The organism is Achromobacter sp. ACM03, from assembly GCF_014851665.1.
GTDB lineage: Bacteria > Pseudomonadota > Gammaproteobacteria > Burkholderiales > Burkholderiaceae_B > Achromobacter > Achromobacter aegrifaciens.
Genome location: NZ_JACVAD010000005.1, coordinates 326,549 through 348,658, shown reverse-complemented (window position 1 = coordinate 348,658; position 22,110 = coordinate 326,549). Strand labels below are relative to the sequence as shown.

General features: G+C 67.9%; 20 protein-coding genes. 12 read left to right on the top strand and 8 right to left on the bottom strand.

Translation table 11 applies throughout. The features are described from left to right. Genes IB257_RS23345 through IB257_RS23330 form a run of 4 tightly spaced genes read left to right on the top strand, consistent with a single transcriptional unit; the run spans position 1 to position 4,062 of the window. On the top strand, positions 1-1,200 hold the full coding sequence (locus tag IB257_RS23345; protein WP_192492890.1) for an acetyl-CoA C-acyltransferase: 1,200 nt from the start codon (positions 1-3) through the stop codon (positions 1,198-1,200). Between the two features lie 17 nt (positions 1,201-1,217). Next, the gene (locus tag IB257_RS23340; RefSeq protein WP_054453108.1) at positions 1,218-1,763 is read left to right on the top strand and encodes a PaaI family thioesterase; all 546 of its coding nucleotides are present in this window, start codon (positions 1,218-1,220) and stop codon (positions 1,761-1,763) included. Continuing rightward, positions 1,727-2,317, top strand: coding sequence for a chalcone isomerase family protein (locus tag IB257_RS23335; protein WP_175181881.1), 591 nt, complete (start codon positions 1,727-1,729; stop codon positions 2,315-2,317). Before IB257_RS23340 ends, IB257_RS23335 begins: the two co-directional genes overlap by 37 nt. 47 nt (positions 2,318-2,364) lie before the next feature. Continuing rightward, positions 2,365-4,062, top strand: a complete 1,698-nt coding sequence (locus tag IB257_RS23330) for an AMP-binding protein (protein ID WP_119450037.1) — start codon at positions 2,365-2,367, stop codon at positions 4,060-4,062. Between the two features lie 57 nt (positions 4,063-4,119). Here IB257_RS23330 and IB257_RS23325 read toward each other — a convergent pair whose 3' ends face one another. Continuing rightward, complete coding sequence (locus IB257_RS23325) at positions 4,120-5,688, bottom strand: sulfatase-like hydrolase/transferase (protein ID WP_192330943.1); 1,569 nt, start codon at positions 5,686-5,688, stop codon at positions 4,120-4,122. Between the two features lie 10 nt (positions 5,689-5,698). Beyond that, the gene (locus tag IB257_RS23320) at positions 5,699-6,673 is read right to left on the bottom strand and encodes a Bug family tripartite tricarboxylate transporter substrate binding protein (RefSeq protein ID WP_054453116.1); all 975 of its coding nucleotides are present in this window, start codon (positions 6,671-6,673) and stop codon (positions 5,699-5,701) included. Between the two features lie 166 nt (positions 6,674-6,839). Here IB257_RS23320 and IB257_RS23315 point away from each other — a divergent pair, with 166 nt between their 5' ends. The 6 genes from IB257_RS23315 (at position 6,840) to IB257_RS23290 (ending at position 14,063) form a co-directional block, all read left to right on the top strand. Continuing rightward, positions 6,840-7,364 (top strand): MarR family winged helix-turn-helix transcriptional regulator, encoded by a 525-nt coding sequence (locus IB257_RS23315; RefSeq protein WP_054453118.1) that lies wholly within the window; start codon positions 6,840-6,842, stop codon positions 7,362-7,364. Positions 7,365-7,685: 321 nt separating this feature from the next. Then, positions 7,686-9,731, top strand: a complete 2,046-nt coding sequence (locus IB257_RS23310) for a TonB-dependent siderophore receptor (protein WP_225589118.1) — start codon at positions 7,686-7,688, stop codon at positions 9,729-9,731. Between the two features lie 147 nt (positions 9,732-9,878). Continuing rightward, a complete protein-coding gene (locus IB257_RS23305; protein WP_082400881.1) occupies positions 9,879-10,904 on the top strand; it encodes a 2-keto-3-deoxygluconate permease in 1,026 nt (341 codons plus the stop codon). Then, positions 10,901-12,118, top strand: coding sequence for a D-threonate kinase (gene dtnK / locus IB257_RS23300; RefSeq protein WP_192492889.1), 1,218 nt, complete (start codon positions 10,901-10,903; stop codon positions 12,116-12,118). Before IB257_RS23305 ends, dtnK begins: the two co-directional genes overlap by 4 nt. Continuing rightward, positions 12,115-13,167 carry a 4-hydroxythreonine-4-phosphate dehydrogenase PdxA gene (gene pdxA / locus IB257_RS23295; protein WP_054453127.1) on the top strand — a complete coding sequence of 351 codons (1,053 nt, stop codon included), beginning with the start codon at positions 12,115-12,117 and terminating at the stop codon, positions 13,165-13,167. Before dtnK ends, pdxA begins: the two co-directional genes overlap by 4 nt. Positions 13,168-13,172: 5 nt before the next feature. Continuing rightward, positions 13,173-14,063, top strand: a complete 891-nt coding sequence (locus IB257_RS23290) for a GntR family transcriptional regulator (protein WP_175164297.1) — start codon at positions 13,173-13,175, stop codon at positions 14,061-14,063. An 86-nt stretch (positions 14,064-14,149) separates the two neighbouring features. Here the strand turns inward: IB257_RS23290 and IB257_RS23285 are convergent, their stop codons facing one another. Then, entirely contained in the window at positions 14,150-14,818 is a 669-nt protein-coding gene (locus IB257_RS23285; RefSeq protein ID WP_054453132.1) for a FadR/GntR family transcriptional regulator, read from the bottom strand. 187 nt (positions 14,819-15,005) lie between these two features. Between IB257_RS23285 and IB257_RS23280 the strand changes: the two genes are divergently transcribed. Together IB257_RS23280 and IB257_RS23275 are read left to right on the top strand one after the other, a co-directional pair. Next, positions 15,006-15,875: a fumarylacetoacetate hydrolase family protein gene (locus IB257_RS23280; RefSeq protein WP_054453133.1), complete on the top strand. Its 870-nt coding sequence runs from the start codon at positions 15,006-15,008 to the stop codon at positions 15,873-15,875. A gap of 59 nt (positions 15,876-15,934) precedes the next feature. Next, positions 15,935-16,906 (top strand): tripartite tricarboxylate transporter substrate binding protein, encoded by a 972-nt coding sequence (locus IB257_RS23275; protein WP_192492888.1) that lies wholly within the window; start codon positions 15,935-15,937, stop codon positions 16,904-16,906. Positions 16,907-16,937: 31 nt separating this feature from the next. On the opposite strand, the gene IB257_RS23270 is transcribed toward IB257_RS23275, so the two are convergent. The 5 genes from IB257_RS23270 to IB257_RS23250 are packed head-to-tail and all read right to left on the bottom strand — an operon-like array spanning position 16,938 to position 21,924. After that, complete coding sequence (locus tag IB257_RS23270) at positions 16,938-18,434, bottom strand: class I adenylate-forming enzyme family protein (RefSeq protein ID WP_192492887.1); 1,497 nt, start codon at positions 18,432-18,434, stop codon at positions 16,938-16,940. Between the two features lie 9 nt (positions 18,435-18,443). Further along, entirely contained in the window at positions 18,444-19,178 is a 735-nt protein-coding gene (locus IB257_RS23265; RefSeq protein WP_054453138.1) for a CoA-transferase subunit beta, read from the bottom strand. Beyond that, the gene (locus IB257_RS23260; protein ID WP_054453140.1) at positions 19,171-20,004 is read right to left on the bottom strand and encodes a CoA transferase subunit A; all 834 of its coding nucleotides are present in this window, start codon (positions 20,002-20,004) and stop codon (positions 19,171-19,173) included. The genes IB257_RS23265 and IB257_RS23260 overlap by 8 nt, the downstream gene beginning before the upstream one ends. 31 nt (positions 20,005-20,035) lie before the next feature. Beyond that, positions 20,036-20,758 carry an enoyl-CoA hydratase/isomerase family protein gene (locus IB257_RS23255; RefSeq protein ID WP_054453143.1) on the bottom strand — a complete coding sequence of 241 codons (723 nt, stop codon included), beginning with the start codon at positions 20,756-20,758 and terminating at the stop codon, positions 20,036-20,038. After that, a complete protein-coding gene (locus IB257_RS23250) occupies positions 20,755-21,924 on the bottom strand; it encodes a CaiB/BaiF CoA-transferase family protein (protein ID WP_175164074.1) in 1,170 nt (389 codons plus the stop codon). The genes IB257_RS23255 and IB257_RS23250 overlap by 4 nt, the downstream gene beginning before the upstream one ends. Positions 21,925-22,110 lie beyond the last annotated feature (186 nt).

Genomic DNA, 22,110 nt, shown 5'->3' with positions numbered 1-22,110 from the left:
ATGAGCAAGCAGATTCAAGACGCCTACATCGTCGCCGCCACGCGCCTGCCGGTGGGCAAGCGCAACGGCGCCTACATCACCACCCGTCCCGACGACATGCTGGCCGCCGCGCTCAATGGCGCGCTGGCGCAGGTCCCGGGCCTGGATGCCGCGCGCATCGATGACGTCATTGCCGGCTGCGCCATGCCGGAAGCCGAACAAGGCATGAACGTGGCCCGCATCGGCCTGTTGCTCGCCGGCCTGCCGCAAAGCGTGGCCGGCGTCACCGTGAACCGCTTCTGCGCATCAGGCCTGCAGGCGGTGGCCGATGCCGCGGCGCGCATCCGCACCGGCGAGGCCGACATCATGATCGGCGCAGGCACCGAATCCATGAGCGCCATGCCGCAGATCATGGGCAACAAGGTGTCGATGAACCCCGCCATCTTCGAACACCAGGAAAACATCGGCATGGCCTTCGGCATGGGCCTGACCGGCGAGAAGGTCGCCGAACGCTGGAAGGTCTCGCGCGAGGACCAGGACGCCTTCGCCCTGGCCTCGCACCAGAAGGCCTGCGCGGCCATCGCCGCCGGCCACTTCCGCGCCGAGATCACGCCTTATGAAACGGTGTCGCGCCAGCCCGGCGACGCCAGCGGCACGGTGCGCGTCGCGCGCCGCCTGGTCGAGACGGACGAAGGTCCCCGCCCGGACAGCAGCGCCGAGGCGCTGGCCCGCTTGAAGCCGGTGTTCGCCGCGCGCGGCAGCGTCACCGCCGGCAACAGCTCGCAGATGTCCGACGGCGCCGCAGCCGTAATCCTGGTGTCCGACCGCATCCTGCGCGAATTCAATCTGAGCCCGCTGGCGCGCTTTGCCGGCTTCGCCGTGGCCGGCGTACCGCCCGAAGTCATGGGCATCGGCCCGGTCGCCGCGATCCCCAAGGTGCTGCAACGCGCCGGCATCGGCCAGGACGCGCTGGACTGGATCGAACTGAACGAGGCCTTCGCCGCCCAATCGCTGGCGGTGATCCGCGAGCTGAAGCTGGATCCGGCCAAGGTGAATCCGCTGGGCGGGGCAATCGCGCTAGGCCACCCGTTGGGCGCCACGGGCGCGATCCGCACGGTCACCCTGACCCACGGCCTGCGCCGCACCGGCGGCAAGTACGGCCTGGTGACCATGTGCATCGGCACCGGCATGGGCGCGGCCGGCCTGTTCGAGGCGATGTAGGCGGAGCGGCGCGGAACATGAAGCCCTATTGGTTCAAGAACCTGTCGCCGACCTGGCGGGCGCGCCTGATGCGGGTGGGCTTCAACCTGCATCCCGCGTTCCGCGCCACCGGCGGCAAAGTGGTGCATGTATCCGCGGATTTCCATCACATCCGCATCAAGCTGCCGCTGCTGCGGCGCACCCGCAATATCGTCGGCTCGATGTACGGCGGTTCGCTGTTCGCGGTGACCGACGGCGCCCACCCCACGATGCTGATGTCCGCGCTGGGCGCGGACCACATCGTGTGGGACAAGGCGGCCACCATACGCTTCCGCAAGCCGGCGTACGCCACGCTGTATGTGGACTTCCGGCTCCCGCCTGACGAAATCGCGGAAATCCGCGCAATCCTCGCGCGCGACCATGAAACCACCCGGACCTATACGGTGGAACTCAAGGACCGAGACGGCGTGGTCTACGCCGTCGTGGAACGCACGATCTATATCGCAGACAAGAAGTTCTACAAGCAGAAGAACACTGGAGGAGAATCATGCGTCGCATCCCCGGAGGGCGAATCGCCGCCCTGAGCCTCATGCTTGCCGCCTGCCTGGCCGGCGCCCCCGCGCAGGCCGCCGACGTCGAAGTCGCCGGCCTGCGCGTTCCGGACAGCCTGTCGGAAGGCGGCCGCGCGCTGGTGCTGAACGGCGCCGGCGTACGCACCAAGTTCGTCGTCAAGGTCTACGTGGCGGCGCTGTACGCCACCGCGAAAAGCGGCGATGCGGCTGCGCTGGTCAACAGCGACGAGCCGCGCCGCATGCGCCTCTTGCTGCTGCGCGACGTCGACAGCAAAAGCCTGGACGAAGCCCTGCAGGACGGATTGCGCGACAATACATCAGCGCAAGAGCTGGCCGAGCTGAAGGCGCCGGCCGCCCGCCTGTCCGCCCTGATGGCGGAAATCGGCGCGGTGCGCGAAGGCGACGTGGTCGACCTGGATTTCGACGCCCGCGGCGTCGCGGTCACCGATAACGGCAAGCCGCAAGGCCGCATCGACAGCCCCGCGTTCGCGCGCGCCCTGCTGAGGGTCTGGCTGGGCGACAAACCCGCGCAAGCCTCCCTGAAAAAAGCCCTGCTGGGCGGCTAGGGCCAAAGGCTCTCTTGCTGTACAGGCCACACACGGAAATCCGGCATATGGAACGAATCTGGCAGAAAAGCTACCCCGCGGGCGTGCCTGCGGACATCGAAATGGACGGCGTGACGACGCTGGTGTCGGTCGTGCGCGAAAGTTGCCGGCGCTACGCCGACAAGACCTCGTACATCAGCATGGGCAAGTCCCTCAGCTACGCCGAGCTCGACCGGCTGACGCGCGACTTCGCGGCCTGGCTGCACGCCAACGGCCTGGGCCGCGGCGACCGTGTCGCGCTCATGATGCCCAACCTGCTGCAATACCCCGTATGCCTGTTCGGCGCATTGCGCGCCGGCTGCGTGGTGGTCAACTGCAACCCGCTCTATACCCCGCATGAGCTGCAGCACCAATTGGCCGATTCGGGCGCCCGCGTCATCGTGGTCGCCGACAACTTTGCCGCTACCGTGCAGAAGGCCCTGGACGGCACCGCGATAGAACGCGTGGTGGTGACGTCCATCGGCGAGCTGCTGGGACCGCTCAAGGGACGCCTGGTGGACTTCGTGGTCCGCCGCGTCAAGCGCATGGTGCCCGCGTGGTCGCTGCCCGGCGCCATCCGGCTGGGCGATGCGCTGCGCGCCGGCGCCGCCGCGCCCTTCACGGAAGTGGAACTGGACCAGCGCGACCTGGCCTGCCTGCAATACACCGGCGGCACCACCGGCGTGGCCAAGGCGGCCATGCTCACCCACGGCAATCTGGTGGCCAATCTGAGCCAGGCCTATGCCTGGGTCCGGCCGCTGGTGACCGAAGGCGAGGAGTGCATCGTGACCGCCTTGCCGCTGTATCACATCTTCGCGCTGACCGCGAACTGCCTGACCTTCATGAAGATGGGCGCCAGCAATTTGCTCATCATCAACCCGCGCGACATTCCCGGGCTGGTCAAGGAAATGCGCAAGGTGCCGTTCTCGGCCTTCACGGGCGTGAACACGCTGTTCAACGCCCTGCTCAACAACCCGGATTTCGCGCGCCTGGATTTCTCGCGGCTGCGCCTGACGATGGGCGGCGGCATGGCGGTGCAGCGCTCGGTGGCCGACCGCTGGCGCGCCGTCACCGGCCGCTCGCTGGCGCAGGCCTATGGCCTGACCGAGACCTCGCCCGCGGTCACGATCAATCCGCTGGACGTGCAGGAGTTCACCGGTTCCATCGGCCTGCCCGTGCCATCCACCGACATTTCCATCCGCGACGATGCGGGCCAAGAACTGGGCGTGGGCGAGACCGGCGAAATCTGCGTGCGCGGTCCCCAGGTCACACAGGGCTACTGGCAACGGCCCGACGAAACCGCGCTGGTCCTGTATGCCGACGGGTTCCTGCGTACCGGCGACGTGGGTTACGTGGACGAAAAGGGCTATGTGTTCCTGGTGGACCGCAAGAAGGACATGATCCTGGTGTCCGGCTTCAACGTCTATCCCAACGAGGTCGAGGACGTGGCCGCGCTGCATCCCGGCGTGCGCGAAGTGGCGGCGGTGGGCGTGCCCGACGAGCGCTCAGGCGAAGCCGTGAAGCTGTATGTGATCCGCAAGGATCCGGCGTTGGACGCCGAGACCCTGATCGCGCATTGCCGCAAGCAGCTGACGGGCTACAAGGTGCCCCGCTACATCGAGTTCCGCGATGACCTGCCCCGCACCAACGTCGGCAAGATCCTGCGCCGCGAACTGAAACCGGCGGCGCAGGAAGCCGTGCAGGCGCAAGTCCGGCAGCCGGGTTAAGACTGGACAGCCGCCGGCTCGCGCCGAACGCGGGCCGGCGGCGGGGGCCAGCCCGGCCTACCACTGCCCGAAAAACACTCCGGCCCGCTTGTGGGCGTTGGTCGCCTTTTCCACGGCCTCGTCGCTGATGGTGGTACGGCGCTTGCCGCGCAGCATCCATTCCAGCAGCCGCTGGCGCAGCTCCAGGCGCGTTTGCGCATGCGCGCTGCTCGCGCCCAGGTCCTGGAACTCGTCCGGATCGGCATGCAGGTCGAAAAGTTGTTCACGCTCGTCCAGCCAGTACACGTAGCGCCAGCGGTCCGTGCGCACCGACCAGGCGCGGGCGTTCTGCGGCGTCTTGCCGCACAACAGGCGGGCCTGCCGGAAGCTGTAGTCCAGCTCCGAATACACGCAATCGCGCCAAGGAGTCGCGCCATCGCGGCCGTGCAGCAAGGTCTGCAATTCGCGGCCTTCCAGCCGATGGCCGGGTCCGGGCTTGCCCAGCGCGCGCAGCACCGTGGGCACCAGGTCCACGCTTTCCACCATGTCGTCCAACGCGCGGCCGCGCGTGGCGTCGGCCGCAGCCGACGGGTCCATGACAATGAAGGGCACGCGCTGCACGGTGTCGTAGAACAACTCCTTTTCGCCCAGCCAATGGTCGCCGAGAAAATCGCCATGGTCCGCGGTGAACACGATGAGCGTGTTCTTCATCAGGCCCGCGCCTTCCATGTAGTCGAACAGCCGGCCCAGATGGTCGTCCAGCTGCCGGATCAGGCCCTGGTAGGCGGGACGCACCACGCGCACGCATTCGTCGGTCGAAAAGCTGACGCTCTCTTCCTGCTGCCGGTAGGCCGCGACCACCGGATGCGCGTTCTCCAGTTCTTCATGGTTGCGCCGCACTGGCAGGCATTGGTCCGGGGTGTAGCGCTTGTGGTAGGGATCCGGCGCCATGTAGGGCCAATGCGGTTTCACGTAGCTCAGGTGCAGCACCCAGGGCTGGCTGCCGCGCCGTTTCATGAAGTCCAGCGCCTGGTCCGTCATGTAGGCGGTCTCGGAATGCGGCTCGGCCACGCGCGCCGGCAGGTGTGCATTGCGCATGTTCCACCCGCTGACCACCTGTCCCGCGGCGTCGACCGCGGCGATCACGTAATCGGTCCAGGGGTCCGCGCTGTCGTAGCCGTGGCGCCGCAGAAAGGCGGGATAGCCGCTTTCGTCGCCCGGCGTGTGGTGGCCGTCGTAGCGGTCCAGTTCGGTGAAACCGCCGCGGCCAAGCAGCGCGCCCAGCTCCGAGGAACCATCGATCGACAGCCGCTCCATGCCGGCCTTGTCGGGGATGATGTGAGTCTTGCCGGCCAGAGCCAGTTCGCGGCCCTGCCCCGCCAGGTATTCGCCCAGCGTGATCTCGTTGACCGACAACGGCACGCGGTTCCAGGTGGCACCGTGGCGCGAGGGATAGCGGCCGGTGTAGTAGCTCATGCGCGAAGGCCCGCACACGCCCGAGTTCACGAAGGCGCGGTCAAAGCGCACCCCGCGCGCGGCCAGCGCATCCAGGCTGGGCGTCTGCAGATAAGGATGGCCATAACAGCTCAGGTGGTCGGCCCGCAGTTGGTCGGCCATGATGAACAGCACGTTCTGCACATCGCTCATCGTCGTCCTCCTATTGCGTGGCCGTGAAGCCGGATGCACGCACCACGGGCTCCCACTGCTCGCGGTACGCAGTCAAGGCGTCGGCTGTGCCGCGCGCATCCAGCGATACCGGCTCCAGGTAGGCTGCGCGCACGGCCTCCTGCATGGCGGGCTCACGCAACACCGCCGCGATGTCCGCGCCCAGCCTGTCCGCCTTGGCCTGCGGCATCGCTGCCGGTGCGAAGAAGGCATTCCAGCCGTTTGCCGCAAGGTTCACCCCGCTTTCCTTGAAGGTGGGCACGTCCTTGAGTTCGGCATCGCGCGCCTCGCCGGACACGGCGAGGATGCGGATCTTGCCGGCGCGGTGCTGCGGCAGCAAGGTGTCCAGCGTGTCTATGCCCTGCGGCAGGATGCCGCCTATCAATTCGGAAATCAGCGGCGCCGATCCGCGGTATCCGACCACTTCCGGCTCCTGGCCCAGTTCGCGTCCCAGCATCAGCGCAAAGAAGTGCGGCAGGCTGCCGGTGGCCGGCACGCCGACGGCGAACTGCTTGGGGTTCGCCTTCAGCCACTGCCGCAGGCCAGCCAGGTCCTGGATCGGCGAATTCGCCGCCACCGCCATCGCAAATTTATAGCTGCTGACCAGCGACACGGGCTTGAAGTCGCGCTGCGCGTCGTAGCCCGGTTGGGCATAGACCAGCGGCGCCACCACCATCACGGCCGGGTTCGCGAGCATCAGCACGTTCTGGCCGGCCGGCGCCGTGTGCAGGGCCTGCGCCGCGATGCGGCCGCCCGCCCCCGTCTTGTTCTCGACCACCACGGGCACGCCTACCCGATCCTTGAGCCGGTCCGCGACCAGCCGCGCAATGCGGTCCGAACTGCCGCCTGGCGGATAACCCACCACCACCGTCAGCGTCCCGTCCAGCGGGGCCTGCTGCGCGCCGGCCAACGGTGCGGCCCCCGCAAGTATTGCCGCCGCGGCAGCGCCCGATATCCATTTACGCATGGTCAACTCCTGGAGACAGCGGCCCGCTGTCGATTATGGTTGTCACTGCCTGGCCGATACTCAAATAGGAAAATTGACTTTAGCAACGCCCGTATTTGTTGATCTAATCCAGGACTTCCCATAACGATATGCAGCGCGAACTGCAACACCACAAGGAGGAGACGCCATGCCGACCGATTCCGCGTCCGGGCAGCGCCAGCTTTCGGACATGCTGATGTACCGGCTATACCAGGCATGGTCGCAATCGAATCCCGTATTCCTGCGCCTGTGCGAAGGACGCTTCGGCATCACGCGGCGCGAATGGCGGGTGCTGGCCTGTGCCGTCGAGGGCGGCATCATGAGTTCGGCTGAACTGGCGGCCGCTGCAAAACTGGATCTGGCGCGCACCTCGCGCACCCTGGGCGCGCTATGCGAAAAAGGCTGGCTGCGCCGCCTGCACGACAGCGCCGACCGCCGCGTGGTGCGTGTGGAAGCCACGGCCGAAGGCAGCACCCTGTACGACGCCTTGCTGCCCGAAGTCTCGCACCTGAACGACCTGCTGGTGCAGGACCTGAGCGCCGACGAGGTCGCCTTGCTGCGCGACCTTCTGGGCCGCATCGAACAGCGCGGCCGTCGCATGGCCGAGGGCAATATCGTCTCGGAAAAAGCCAGCCGGCGCGACGGCGGCACCCGCCGGCCGCGCCACGCCTGAGCCGTTCTGTCGCGCCTCGCCAACAGGCGAGCGGCTCCCTCGCGCCTTTCCCAGACCTCGCCAAGCTACTGATAGGACGGCGTTTTTCGTCGTCCACCTTACCGCCCGGCAAGCTTTGCACGGCTTTTTTACATCTGCGGACCGCGGATTTTCTGACATCCTTGATCTATTAAATTAATAATAGTTATCGTTGTCATTTGCATCCAAAATCGGCCGAACTCAGGCCGAAGGGGAAATCCATTGAAACGCCACCCTGATCCCGCCGCCCGGCGCGCGCGGCCGCTGGTCCTGTTGCCTGCTGCCGCCGCGCTTGCCGCCAGCATGGGCGCCGCAGCGCAGGCCCAGCCCGCCGCATCCGGCGAACCCGCCACCATCCTGCCCGCCGTGCAGGTCACCGGCACCGGCGAAACCGCGACCAGTCCGGTAGAAGGCTACGTCGCCACGCGCAGCGCCACCGCGACCAAGACCGACACGCCCTTGTCCGAAACGCCGCAGGCCATCACCGTGATCCCGCGTGAACAGATCGTGGACCAGGGCGCGCAGAACATCCAGGACACCATGAACTACGCGGCCGGCGTGCGCCCCAACGCGTATGGCGTGGACAACCGCGCCGACTACGTGCGCGTCCGGGGCGTGGAGCCGGTGCAGTACCTGGACGGCCTGCGCCAGTACTTCAGTTTCAACAACCCGCGCACCGAGGTCTATGCGATGGAGCGCGTGGAAGTGCTGCGCGGCCCCGCCTCGATGCTGTACGGACAGGGCAGCACGGGCGGCATCGTCAACCTGGTCAGCAAGCGCCCTCTGGAGGAAACGCAGCGCGAGATCGGCGTGGTGCTGGGCAACCACAACCGCCGCGAAATCCAGGCCGACCTAACGGGTCCGGCCAGCGAGGATGGCCAATGGCTGTACCGCGTGATCGCCGTGGGACGCGACAGCGATACCCAGGTCCAATACGCGCCGGACGACCGCCTGATGCTGGCGCCGTCCCTGACCTGGCGCCCCAGCGCAGCCACTTCGCTGACGCTGCAGGCCACCTGGCAGAAGGATCGCGCGGGCACCACGCAATCCTTCCTGCCTTGGAGCGGCTCGGTGCAGGAAAATCCCAACGGCCGCATCCCGACCCGGCGTTTCGCCAGCGAACCGGGCTTCGACGCCTACGACACTGAGCAGTTCAGCGTCGGCTGGCTGTTCGAGCATCAGTTCAACGACACCTGGAAAGTGCGGCAGAACTTCCGCAATACGGTCAGCAGCGTCGACTACAAGACGCTCTATCCCAACGTCTACGGCGCGCGCCGCGGCGATTCCTACATCGATCCGGAACAAACCACCGTCGACCGCATTTTCTATGTCAACAAGCCGCGCATGCGCACGTTGCTGGCGGACCAGAACGTGGAAGGCAAGCTGAATTGGGGCCGCACGGAGCACACGGTGATCTTCGGCATGGATTATTCGCGCTACCGCGAGACCAGCCAGACGGCCAGCGGCGCGGGCTCGCCGCTGAACCTGTACCACCCCGTGTACGGCAACGTGCCCGAGTACGAACTGTCGGACAACCCCAAGATCAATCAGCAGCAGATCGGCTTCTACGCGCAGGACCAGATCAAATTCGACAAGAACTGGATTTTCCTGGCCGGCATCCGCCGCGACCGCGCCGACAGCACCACCGAAGGCCAGGACCGGGAAACCGACATGGCCACCACCAAGCGTTTCGGCCTCATGTATGCCGCTGACAACGGCTGGTCGCCCTACCTCAGCTACAGCGAATCGTTCACGCCCATCGCCGGCGCCGACTTCTACAACCAGCGCTGGAAGCCCATGCGCGGCAAACAGGTGGAGGCTGGCATCAAGTACATGCCGAAGGACGCCGACATCGAATTCACCGCGGCCGCCTATGACCTGCGCGAGAAGAATCGCCAGACCAACGACCCGGACAATCCCAACAACCAGATCCAGGCCGGCAAGACCCGTACCCGCGGCGTGGAGCTGGAACTGCGCGGCCGCGTCACCAAGGAACTGGACGTGATCGCCAACTATATCTACACCGACCTGGACCCGCAGCTTGAGGCCCAGCCCAAGCACATCGCCTCCATGTGGGGCAAGTACCGCTTCGCGCTGGCCGGCCAGCCCGGCTTCGCGGTGGGCGCGGGCGTGCGCTACCTGTCGGCGTTCCGCGACGGTGGCGCCCCGGAAACCCCGGCGGTCACGCTGTTCGACGCCATGCTCAGCTACGACAATGGTCCCTGGCGCTATGCGCTGAACGTGAACAACATCGCGGACCGCACTTATGAGGTGGTCTGCCTGGATCGCGGCGACTGCTTCTACGGCGCGCGCCGCACCGTCATGCTGAGCGGCGCCTACCGCTTCTGAAATCGGAACTGCCTCCGGGCCTGGGAACCTGTACGTACATGCTGTACGTACAGGCGTACACTACGGTTTTTCATTCCTGTTCAACCGTCTGACAGACGCGCGCTCGAACGTCTGCAACCCAGAAAAACCGTCCTGGAGACTCCGATAGTGTCGACCGAAACTTCCCGCTCGCCCTTTTTTGGCACGATGCAGAAAATCCCCGGTGGATTGATGCTGGTGCCGCTGATCCTGGGTTCCCTGATCGGCACCTTCGCTCCCGACGCCCTGGCGATCGGCGGGTTCACCACGGCACTGTTCAAGAACAGCGCCCTGCCCCTGATCGCGCTGCTGATCTTCGCCACCGGCACCCAGGTCAATGCGCGCACCGGCGGCCCCATCCTGGCCACCGCCGGCACCATCCTGCTGATGAAGACGCTGGTGCCCGCCACCCTCATCATCATCCTGGGCAGCTACGTCGGCCTGGACGGCGTGCTGGGCGTCTCCATCCTGGCGCTGCTGGCCGCCTTCGACAACAGCAACGGCGGCTTGTGGCTGGCCTATACCGGCCAGTACGGAGATGCCCGCGACCGCGGCGCCTATGTGGCCAGCGCGGTCAACGACGGCCCCTTCTTCAGCCTGCTGTTCCTGGGCGCCTCGGGCCTGGCCGACATCCCCATGATCGCCCTGGTGGCGGCGCTGGTGCCGTTCCTGCTGGGCGTGGTGGTCGGCAACCTGGACCCCAAGTGGCGCGACGTGCTCAAGCCCGTGCCCAACATCGTCATCCCGTTCTTCGCCTTCGCGCTGGGCACCGGCATCAACCTGGGCGCCGTGGTTTCCGGCGGCGTCAGCGGCCTGATCCTGGGCCTGATCATCAGCCCCATCACCGGCGGCCTGGTCTACCTGGGCTATCGCTACATCCTGCGCCGCGGCGGCAAGAGCGGCCTGGGCTTCGCAGCCGGCACCACCGCCGGCAACGCCATCGCGACCCCGGCCGTGGTGGCGGCCGCAGACCCCAACTTCCAGCAGTACGTGTCGACCGCCACCGCGCAGGTCGCCGCCTGCGTGCTGATCAGTTCGATCCTGGCGCCGATGCTGGCCTCGTACTTCCTCAAGCGCGCCGGCGAACTCAAATCCGAGGACGCCGACCCCACGGTCGCGCCCGCCCTGCGTGAAGCGCGCGGAGAGGCGCTTTGAATCCCGCCATCGCCATCGTCGCCGATGACCTGACCGGGTCCGGCGACACGGCGGTGCAGTTCGTGCGCGCCGGCTGGAACACCCATCTGTCCATCGGCGGCGCCGACGAGGCGCTGTCCGGTCCTGGCGCCGCCGGCGTGGAAGTGCTGGCGGTCACCACCAACAGCCGCCCCCTGTCGACCGCCGACGCGGCCGAAGTCGTCTGGCACAACGTGCGCCGCCTGCGCGCGGCCGGCGTCACACGCCTGTACAAGAAGGTGGATTCCACCTTGCGTGGCGCCTTCAAGGCCGAGATCGATGCGGCGCGCGAGGCCTGGGGTCCGGACACCATTGCGGTGATATGCCCGGCTTTCCCGGCCACCGGCCGCACCGTCGAACAAGGCGTGCTCTACGTCAATGGCAAGCCGGTCACCGAGACCTCGGCGGCCACCGATCCGGTCACCCCCGTGACCGAAAGCCATATCCCCACCCTGCTGGGCTGCGCCCATGTGGCGGCGCAGGCAGGCGACACGCCGCAAACGCTGGCGGCGCGCATCCGCGCGGCCGGCAACACCGTGGTGGTTGACGCCGCCACCGAAGCCGACCTGGAACGCCTGGCGCGCGCCATCGGCTTGCTGGGCGTGCACGCCCTGCCCGTGGGCGCGGGCGGCCTTGCCGTACCGCTGGCCCGCGTTTGGGCCGGCGCCGACCAGACCGCGCCGGTCGTGGTGGTGGTGACCTCGCAGCACAGCGCGGCACGCGCACAAGCCGCGGCTCTGCAAGCCTCGGGCGCCGACACCTGGACGCCCTCGCTGGCCCAATTGGCCGACGACGCAGCATGGCAGGCCTGGAGCCAGCCGCTGCTGCAGGCGCATGCCCGGTCGCCCGTGCAAGCCGGCACGGTGCTGCTGCTGGCGCCCGAAGGCCAGTTGGACGGCCTGGATTCCGAGACCGTCGCCGAACGCCTGGGCGGCCTGGCCGCGCAATTGATCGCCAGCGCGAACGCGGCCGGCGTGGTCGCCACCGGCGGCGACGGCGCGCGCAGCGTGCTGGTGGCGCTGGGCGCCCGCGGCATCGCGCTGGTGGATGAAGTGATGGGCGGCGTGCCTTTGGGCACGCTGACCGGAGGCACGGCCGCCGGCCTGCCCGTGGTGACCAAGGCCGGCGGCTTTGGCACCGAAGATGTACTGGTTCGCGCGGTGCGCGCGATCCGCGACAGGAGATTCAAGCGATGACACAACCCCAACCGGGCAAACTGCCCCTGCTGGCCGTAACCCTGGGCGACGTGGCGGGCATCGGGCCGGAAATCACGGCCAAGATGCTGATGGGCCATGACGAACTGCGCCAGAAGGCCCGCCTGCTCGTGGTCGGCGACGTCGACGTGATGGCCAACGCCGTGCGCGGCCTGGGCGGCGACCCCGCCATCGTGCGCAAGCTGGACCGCGCGGCCGACTGCGCCAACACGCCCGGCACGATCGAAGTGCTGCAGGCCGGCCCGTCGCTGGCGCATGTAAAGCTGGGCGAGATCAGCGCGGACGCGGGCGACGGCTCGGTGCGCTTTGTCACCACGGCCTGCGCCCTGGCGCGCGCCGGCGAGGTCGACGGCATCGTCACCGCCCCGCTGAACAAGGCGGCCATGCACGCCGCCGGCCACAAGTGGCCCGGCCACACCGAACTGCTGGCGCACGAGTTCGGCGTCAAGACCTTCTCGCTGGTGCTGTCGGCCGGCGACCTCTACATTTTCCACGCCACCACTCACGTGTCGCTGCGCCAGGCCATCGAAGACCTGACCCCTGCGCGCATGCGCGCAGTGCTGCGCCTGGCCGGCTCGTTCGCCAAGGCGCTGGGCCGCGGCGACCAGCCGGTGGCAGTCTCAGGCCTGAATCCGCATGCCGGCGAAAACGGCATCTTCGGCACCGAAGACGCCGACATCCTGGCGCCCGCGGTGGCCGAAGCCAATGCCGCCGGCATCCTGGCCGCAGGCCCGATTCCGGCCGACGCGCTGTTCCCGCAAGCCGTGCGCGGCAAGTGGAAGTTCGTGATCGCCTGTTACCACGACCAGGGCCACGCGCCCTTCAAGGCGGTCTACGGCGACGACGGCGTCAACATCACGGTGGGCCTGCCCGTCGTGCGCGTGTCCGTCGACCACGGCACCGCCTTCGACATTGCCGGCCGCGGCATCGCCCGCGAGGACAGCCTGATCCTGGCCGCCGAGCGCGCCGCGCATCTGGCCCCGGGCTGGACGCATGTGTGGGAAACTGCGCGGGCACAAACCGGAGGTTGATTCCCATGGCGCCCGCCACGCACGACGCATTGCCCGTACTTGATCGCTCCGGCGATATCCCGCTGCACGCCCAGGTGGCGACCCTGCTGCGCGGATACATCCGCACGAACAAGCTCGCGGCCGGCGCCGTGCTGCCCAGCGAGGCGGCGCTGTGCGAACGCTTCGGCGTGGCGCGCAGCGTGGTGCGCCAGGCGCTGGCGGCCCTGGCCACCGAAGGCCTGATCCAGCGCGAAACCGGGCGTCCCGCCAGCGTGGCCGCGCCCCAGGAACACCGCCGGCTGGTACAGCGCTCCACCGGCCTGTACGAGCAGTTCGCGCAGTCCGGCGTGGCCCTGCAGACCCGCGTGCTCGCGTTCGCGCGCGCCGAGCCGCCCGCCGACGTAGCCGCCTTCTTCGGCACCACGCAATTGCTGATGCTGGAGCGTCTACGCCATGTGGCCGACGCGCCGCTGGCCTACGTACGCACCTGGCTGCCCGCCGACGCGGTACCGGGCCTGCGCGCCGAAGATCTCGCCGACGCGTCCCTGCATGGCGTGCTGACGCGCCGCTTCGGCCTGCGTCCAGGCGCCGGGCGCAATCAGATCCGGGCGGTTGCCGCCGACCAGACGCTGGCGGAACTGCTGGGCACGCAAGCCGGCACGCCGTTGCTGATGCTGCAAGGCCAGGGCATGGACCAGCATGGCCGCCCCCTGGAATGGTTCACCACCTGGCACCGCGCCGAACAACTGGTGTTCGACGTGGACGTCAGCATGGGTCATGAAAGCGTGCAGCCCCGGTTGCAGACGCCCGACACGCCCGCGGAGCCCTCGCCCGAGGGCCACGATCCGCTGGCGCGCGCCCAGGCCCTGGTGGCCGAGCTTTCCGCCGAACTGGCCAGGCTGCGCGCGCAGCCCTGAGGCGCGCATCCCGCGCCGGCCGCTCTTGCCTGCGGCCAAGACCCGGCCGCGCCGCAGTCCCCTGCGGCCTGCGGACGCTGCGACCCCTAGCCCAGCAGGTTGTCCCTCACGTGCAGCAGATGCCGCCGCACGGCCTCCATGGCCCGTTCGGCGTCCCGGTCATGCAGCGCATCGACGATCTCGCGATGCTCGACCTGATAGGCCTGGCGCCGCTCGGGCGTCAGGCTCCTGCGCTTCAAGGCGCCCCAGGTCGCCTGCGAGCGCGCCGCCGTCATCAGGGCGAACACTTTTTCGATGAAGAGATTGTGCGTGGCCGTGGCCATCAATTCGTGCAATTTGGCGTCCCAGATCTCGAACGCTTCGAAGCTGTCGGCGGCCTCGGCCCGCGCGCAGGCGTCCTGCATGGCGGCGAAATCGGCCGGGCTGCCATGCTGCACTACCAAGGCCGCAATCGCCGGTTCCAGCACCAAGCGCGCCGCCATCAGTTCGGCCGGGCTGGTGGACAGCACTTCGGTGCGCAGCAGCCCTTCGGCCTGCGCCAGGACCGAGGGCGGATTGGCGTAGGTGCCGCTACCCACGCGCTGCGAAATCAAGCCTTCGACCTTCAAGTCGGCCAGGGTGCGGCGCACCGTTGAACGGCTGATGCCGAATTGTTCGCTCAGGGCGCGTTCCGTGGGCAGGCGATGGCCGGCGGGCCAGGCGCCGGATTGCAGATTTTCAATGATGACCGCGCGCAAGGCGGAAGCTTTGTCCATGGACCGTCCCAGAATGGCTAGCGGCCAGATGATACCAAAACAGACCAATACACGCCTAAAAACTATTAATCCTGTTAGGAAAATTGGTTTATTTGGTATATCCTTCTCCGCAATTGGGCCTGACTATTCACTCAATTGGTACTTTTTGGTATTAAGCACGGGCGGCCGGACCGCCCAGGGAGCAAGCATGAAGATTGCAGTATTCCGGATCAACGGTGAACGCCGCATCGGCGTGGTTTCCGACGACGGCGGCAGCGTGACCGCCCTGGACTTCCCGCGCGAACTCGCAGCGGCCGGCGCGCTGACCGCCGTGGAGTGGCTGGCCGAAGGCCGCGCCCTGCCGGGCAAGATCGGCTCGTCCTACGGTTGGGACCAGGTGGAACATGAAGCGCCGCTGCCGGCGCAGCGGCGCAACCTGTTCTGCGTGGGCCGCAACTACCACGCCCACGCCAAGGAACTGCGCGACTCGGTTTTCAAGGACAACGACGCCAATCCCGAATCCTGGCCCATCGTGTTCACCAAGGTGCCGCAGACCGTGGTCGGCCCCTGGGCCGACGTGCAACTGCCCGTGGGCGTGTCCGACAAGATCGACTACGAAGCCGAACTGGCGGTGGTCATCGGCAAGGGCGGTCGCAACATTTCCCGCGCCGAGGCCATGAGCCACGTGATCGGCTACACGGTGGTCAACGACGTTACCGCGCGCGACGTGCAGATGCGCCACCAGCAATGGGATCTGGGCAAGTCCTTCGACACCTTCTGCCCCATGGGCCCCTGGCTGGTGACGGCCGATGAGCTGGACGGCCAGAAGACCCGCGTGCGCTGCTGGGTCAACGGCGAACTGCGCCAGGACGGCAATACCGAGGACCTGATCTTCGACATCCCCACGCTGATCGAAACCTGCTCGCGCGGCATCACGCTGTATCCGGGCGACGTCATCGCCACCGGCACGCCGGCCGGCGTGGGCCAGGGCCTGAACCCGCCTCGGTTCCTCAAGCACGGCGACGTGGTGCGCGTGGAAATCGACGGCATCGGACATATCGAAAACCGCTTCGTCTGAGTACAAGCCCCGGAATGAACACGGGGCGGCTCGGCAGCAGGAAGCACAAGGAGTGAGACATGAATCTGCGTTGCTACCGGGCGGCCGCGGCCGCCTTGCTATGGCTGGGAGCCGCGAATGCGCTGGCTGCCGGCTACCCTGAACGCCCCGTGACCATGGTGGTGCCCTTCCCGCCCGGCGGCGTCGCCGACACGATCGCGCGGCCGCTGGCCCAGGCCATGGGCGACAGGCTGGGCCAGGCCGTGGTCATCGAAAACAAGGGCGGCGCGGGCGGCGCCATCGGCATCGGCCAGGCCGGGCGCGCCAAGCCCGACGGCTATACGCTGCTGATGAGCCTGTCGTCGATTTCCATCCTGCCCGCAGCCGACCGCCTGCTGGAACGCAAGCCGGCCTATCAGCTGGACCAGTTCGTGCCGATTGCGCGCATCACCGCCGATCCCACCGTGCTGGTGGTGCGCGCGGACGCGCCGTACAAGACGCTGCAGGAATTCGTCGACGCGGCGAAGAAGCAGTCCGGCAAGTTCAGCTACGGCTCTTCCGGCATCTACGGCACCATGCACGTGCCGATGGAAATGCTGCAGAGCGCGGCCGGCATCAAGATGATGCATGTGCCCTTCACCGGCGCCGGCCCCGCAGTGCAGGCGCTGGTAGGCGGCCAGGTCGATGCCCTGGCCACCGGGCCGTCCAGCGTCATGCAGCTGATCCAGGCGGGGCGCGTCAAGGCGCTGGCGCATTGGGGCGACGGCAAGCTCGACAGCCTGCCGGACGTACCGTCCTTCAAATCGCAGGGCTACGACATCAGCTTCGTGCAGTGGTCAGGCGTATTCGCCCTGGCCGGCACGCCGCCGGCCGTCGTCGACAAGCTGCGCCAAGCCGTCAAGGACGTCGCCAGCAATCCCGAAGTCCAGGCGCGCATCGCCGGCACTGGGAGCCCCGTGCAGTACCTGGACGCGCCCGCGTTCGACGCATACTGGAAGCAGGACACGGCCTCGCTGGAGACAGCGGTCAACCGGATCGGCAAGGTCGAATAGCGTAACGGGACGCCCGAGGCGTCCCTACGCTTCATGGACGCAGGCTGGCGGGCGCGAGCTGCCGCGCCAGCGCCTTGCGGTCGACCTTGCCCACCGCGTTCTCGGGCAGGCGCTCGATCCACAACACCTCGCGCGGCACGTAGATGCGGCCCAGGCGCGCCAGCACCTCGGCCTGTATGCCGGGCGCATCCGGCGCGGCCTCGCCCGCGCGCTGCACGAAGATCACGGGCACTTCGCCCAGGTCCTCGTCGGGCGCGCCCACCACGCAGCAGGCGGCCACGCCCGGCAGGCCCGTCACTACCCCCTCGATCAGCGCCGGCGATATGTTCTCGCCGCCGCGGATGATCACGTCCTTGATGCGGCCGGTGATGCTCAGGTAGCCCTGCTCGTCGAAACGCCCCAAGTCTCCAGTGCGCAACAGCTGCGGCGCGCCCGCGTCGGCGCTGTCCACGCCCACATAGCCCAGCATCAGGCTGTCGCCCGCGATGCAGATCTCGCCTTCGCCGCCCGGCGCGGCCTCGCTGCCATCCGGCAGGCGCAAGGTCACGCTCTGGCCGGCCAGCACCGTGCCCACCGACCCCACGCGGCGCGCGGCGGGCGGGTTCATGGTCGAGGTGCAGGTGGCCTCCGAGAGGCCGTAGGACACCACCAGCGGGCAGCCCAGGAAGGCTTCGATGCGCCGGTGCAGCGCTTCGGTGATGGGCGCCGAACCGCAGCGCGCGAAGCGCAACGCGGCCAGGCTTGCGGGGTCGAACTCCAGTTCCAGCATGCGCGCATACATGGTGGGCACGCCGGTGATGAGGGTGGGCCGGAACGCGCGCAGCAAGCCCGGCATGTCTTCGGCCCGGAAGCGCCCCGCCAGCGCCACGCTGGCGCCCGCCAGCAACGGCGCGAAGATCTGGTTGTTGAGCGCGTTGGTGTGATGCAGCGGCATCACGTGCAGGAGCCGGTCTGCCGGCGTCAAGCCCGTGTGCGCCAGCACCCCGCGCGCGTTGTTCGCCAGCCCGCGGTGGCTCAACAGCACGCCCTTGGGATTGCCGGTGCTGCCGGAAGTGAAAAGCAGCAGGCCCGCGTCGCCGGGCTCGGCCTCGCCGCTGCCCGTCCAATCCAGCGGGCCTTGCGCCACGGCGGCGGCGTCCAGCAGGTGTTGCGGCGCCAGGCCGCTGGCCCGGGCCGTGGCCGCGTTGGCCGCGTCGTGCAGCATCCAGCCCAGACCCACCGCCGCCACGCGCCTGGCGGTCTCGGCGTCCGACAGGCGCGGCTCCAGGGGACACGGGCAGGCGCCCGCCGCCATCACGCCCAGGATCGCCAGCACCTGCGCCTGCGACCGCTCCATCGCGATCGCCACCTGGCTGCCGCGCGCCACGCCGGCGGCGCGCAAGCCGCCCGCGATGCGCCCGACCTCGCGCTGCAAGCCCGCATACGTCAAGGCGCCGTCCGCGGTCACGATGGCTGGCCGCCCGGCCCATTGCGGCTGACTCCACAGGCGCGCGAACGCGGCCACCAGCGTGGCATCGGCGATCGTCATGGCAGTCTCCTAGCGCAGCGCGACGGCCGCGTCGCGTTCGAACTGCCCGTCGGGATCCAGCTCGCGCAAGGCGCGCGCCTCGGCTGCGCTGGGCAGCGCGGACGGCTCGGCGCCCGTCGCATCGAATTCGAACCCCGTGCGCTCGCGCACTTCAGACAGGCTGGATTCCGGGTGCCAGGACTGCAAGGCCAGCCGGCCGTCGCGCTTGACAAACACGGCGATCGGCGTGACCACGCCGTGGAAGCCGCCCCAGGAAGTCATGAAGTCCAGCTTCGGCACGAAGGTGCGCCGCGAGTGCTCGGTGCGCCAGGTGCAGGCGCGCCTGGCCGTGGGCAGCATCACCGCGCCGCCACCGCCGCCCGGCAGGCGCACCTTGGGCTCATGCCAGTCGCCGATGCAGGAGTTGTTGGCGCAGCCCGCGCCGTCGATCTGCGCCGCGCCCAGAAAGGTCAGATCCATACGGCCGCGCGTGCACAGGTCGTAGAAGTCTTCGTTGGAGAAGATCGACGCGGTGTGCTCGGCCAGCACCGGGTCGGAACTGGAGATCGGCACATGCGAGGGCCGCGGGTTCACGCCGCCGGCCACGTTGATGTAGACGAAGTCCCAATCGTAGGCGCGCTTGGCCAGCAGGCAGGCCAGCATGGGCATGGTGGAATTCACGCCGCTGAAGGTGATCTCGTCCGGCCGGATGAAACGCGCCAGATTGGTGACGATGTAGGAAAAACCCGACCATTGCTCAGCCATGCTGCACCTCCCGCGCTTCGGGCGCCGCAGCCATGTGCGCCTGCAGATCGCTGTGTTTGTCCATGTATGCCTCCACTGCCGGATAGTCGATGGCGTAGTCAGGCCAGCAGGATCCCGGCCATGCGCCCTGCGGCGCCACGGCATAGGCCTGCACCATGAAGAACGGCACCAGCGTGGATTCCGGATTGGCCTCGAACACCGCGCTGTCGACCACCTTCTCGGCCACCACCAGCACGCTGCCCGCGGCGCGCGACATGATGCGATCCCAATGCGCCGTGCCATGCACCCGCACATTGCCCAGCGCGTCCACCTCGGACGCATGGATCACGGCGAAGTCCGGCCGGATCGCCGGCACCACCCAGGTCTTCTGACCGCTGCCGTAGGGATCGTCCAGGCATTTCCAGCCATTGAGTTCGGGCAGGCCGCTGCCATGCAGGCCGCCGCAAGGCTGGAACGGCACGCCGAAGGCCGCCGCACGCAAGCCGGCCGTTAGGCTGGCGCACGCGTGTTCCTCAAGTTCGATTTCGCGCCGCTCCACCGCCTTGCGGTACCAGGGCGCCAGGCCGAAGTTCCCTTCCATGGCGACGATGCCGGCGCGCACGCGGCGCAGCGCGCCCGCGCGGCACAGGATGTCCACGTCGTAGCCTGGCGACTGCTTGACCAGTTCCAGGTCGCGCCGGCCCTGCCGGATCAGTTCGCGCACGAAGGCGAACGGTCCGCGGTGCAGGAAGCTGCCGCCCAAGGCGATCGACGCGCCGTTGGGCACCAACGCCGCCAGCTCCGCCAGCGTGCACTGCTTGTTCTTCTGATTGAAACCCGATGCCATGATGTCTCCTTCCCTGCGTGTTCTTCTTAGGTCAACGCGCCTGCAGATAAGCCGCCACCCGCTCCTTCAATCCCGGCAGGGCGGCTGAGCGCACCAGGCGGGCGAGATCGGTATCCGGCGTTTCAGAGGACAGCGCCGCATACAGCTGGACACGGCTGGCGCAGCTCAGCGCTGACGCCGCGTCCAGCGCCTCGCGTTCGACGGCATGCCAATCCTGAGCGTCGGAAAGTCGGCTGGCGAAGCCGTCGCGCAAGGCTTCTTCCGCGCTGAACGTGGCCGCCTGCTCCAGCACCGCGCGCGCCCGCTCGGCGCCGACCAGGGCCGCGTAACGGCGCGTGCCCAGCACCAGGCCGAACTTCAGCCCAGGCATGCGGAACGTGGCATCGGGCGCGCTGACGCGCCACTTGCAAGCGCCGAACAAGTCCACGCCCGCGCCGAAGTTGCGGCCATGCGCCAACCCCAGCGTCAGGCACGGCGAAGCCGCCAGCCGCTGCAGCAGCATCTCGATGCGCACGAAGCGCAGCAGCAGGTCGCCTTCGCTCTGCTCCTGCCAACCTCCGAAGTCGAAGCCCGCGCTGAAATTCCTGCCCTCGCCCTTCAAGACGATGAGCTGGGCGCCGCCTGCCTCGGCCTCGTCCAATGCGGCGATCAGCGCCTCCACCAGCGGCGCCGACAGCGCATTCATCTTGTCGGGCCGCGCCAGCGTCAACACATGCGCCGCGCCCTGTTTGTCGATGCGCAGGACCTCACTCATGCCGCCGTCTCCTTTCTGGCGGCGCGCAGCGCGCCCAGCACTTCATCGTTGTGTTCGCCCAAGGCCGGCGGCCGGCGGCGCAAGGCCGTGGTCTGGCCGTCAAAGCGCACCGGCAGGCCGAAGGTGCGCGTGCGCACGCCGTTGGGCAGGTCCACGGGCTGCACCCAACCCATGTGCTCGACCTGCGGATCCGCCAGCACCTCGGAATAGGTGTTGATGGGCGCACAAGGCACGCCCGCCGCACGGAAACGCGCCAGCCAGGTCTGCGCGTCCTCGGCTTCGAAGATCGCCTCGAGGATCTCGCGCAACGCCGTCTGGTTGCGCGCACGGGCGCTGGTGTCCGTAAAGCGCGGATCGGCCAGCAGGTCCTCGCGGCCTACCGTTGCGCAGACGCCCTTCCACAAGGCCTGGTTGCCCGCCGCCATGCCGAAGTAGCCGCCCTTGCAGCGGAATGCCTGATACGGCGCGTTGCGCGGATGGGCCGACCCCAGCTTGACCGGATCCTTGCCGCTGCCGAAGAACTCCGAGGTCTGCAAGGCCGCGATGCCCAAGGTGGCGCCCAGCATGGGCACGTCGATATGCGTGCCCTGCCCGCTGGCCTGGGCCGCGCGCAAGGCAGACGCGATGGCGAAGGCGCCGTACAGGCCGGCCGAAAAGTCCGCCACGGGCACGCCGCACTTCACGGGTTCGCCGCCCGCTTCGCCGGTCACGCTCATGATGCCGCTCATGGCCTGGATGGTCAGGTCGAAGCCGCCTTCCTGCGAACGGGGCCCCGACTGGCCGTAGGCCGAGATCGAGCAATAGACCAGTTTGGGATTGGCCTCGCGCAGCTGCGCATAGCCCAGGCCCAGGCGGTCCATCACGCCCGGCCGGTTGTTCTCGATCAGCACGTCGGCGGCCAGCGCCAGATCGCGCGCCAAGGCCAGGTCGCCGGGATCCTTCAGGTTCAAGGTCACCGAACGCTTGTTGCGATTGAGGGACGCGAAGTTTTCGCTGTAGCCGTCGGAAATGGGCGGCCAGCTGCGCAGCGTGTCGCCGCCTTCGGGGTTTTCGATCTTGATCACGTCGGCGCCCATGTCCGCCAACAACATGCCGCAAAAAGGCCCCGCCGCGACATTGCAAATCTCCAGCACCGTGATGCCGGCCAGCGCCGAACTGGGTGTCATGTCTGACCTCTCGTTATGAAAATTCAATATTTGGGACAAAGAAAACATTATAAGAGCTGACCTTCAAGACTGGCATCATCCAGCCCATCTCTGGCGCATGCTTGCGTATTTTGGCGTCAATCCTAGTGCATTCCCTAGGTGATGTGCTTAATTGTTGACCAGCATAGCACCGTGTGGAATTCTAAG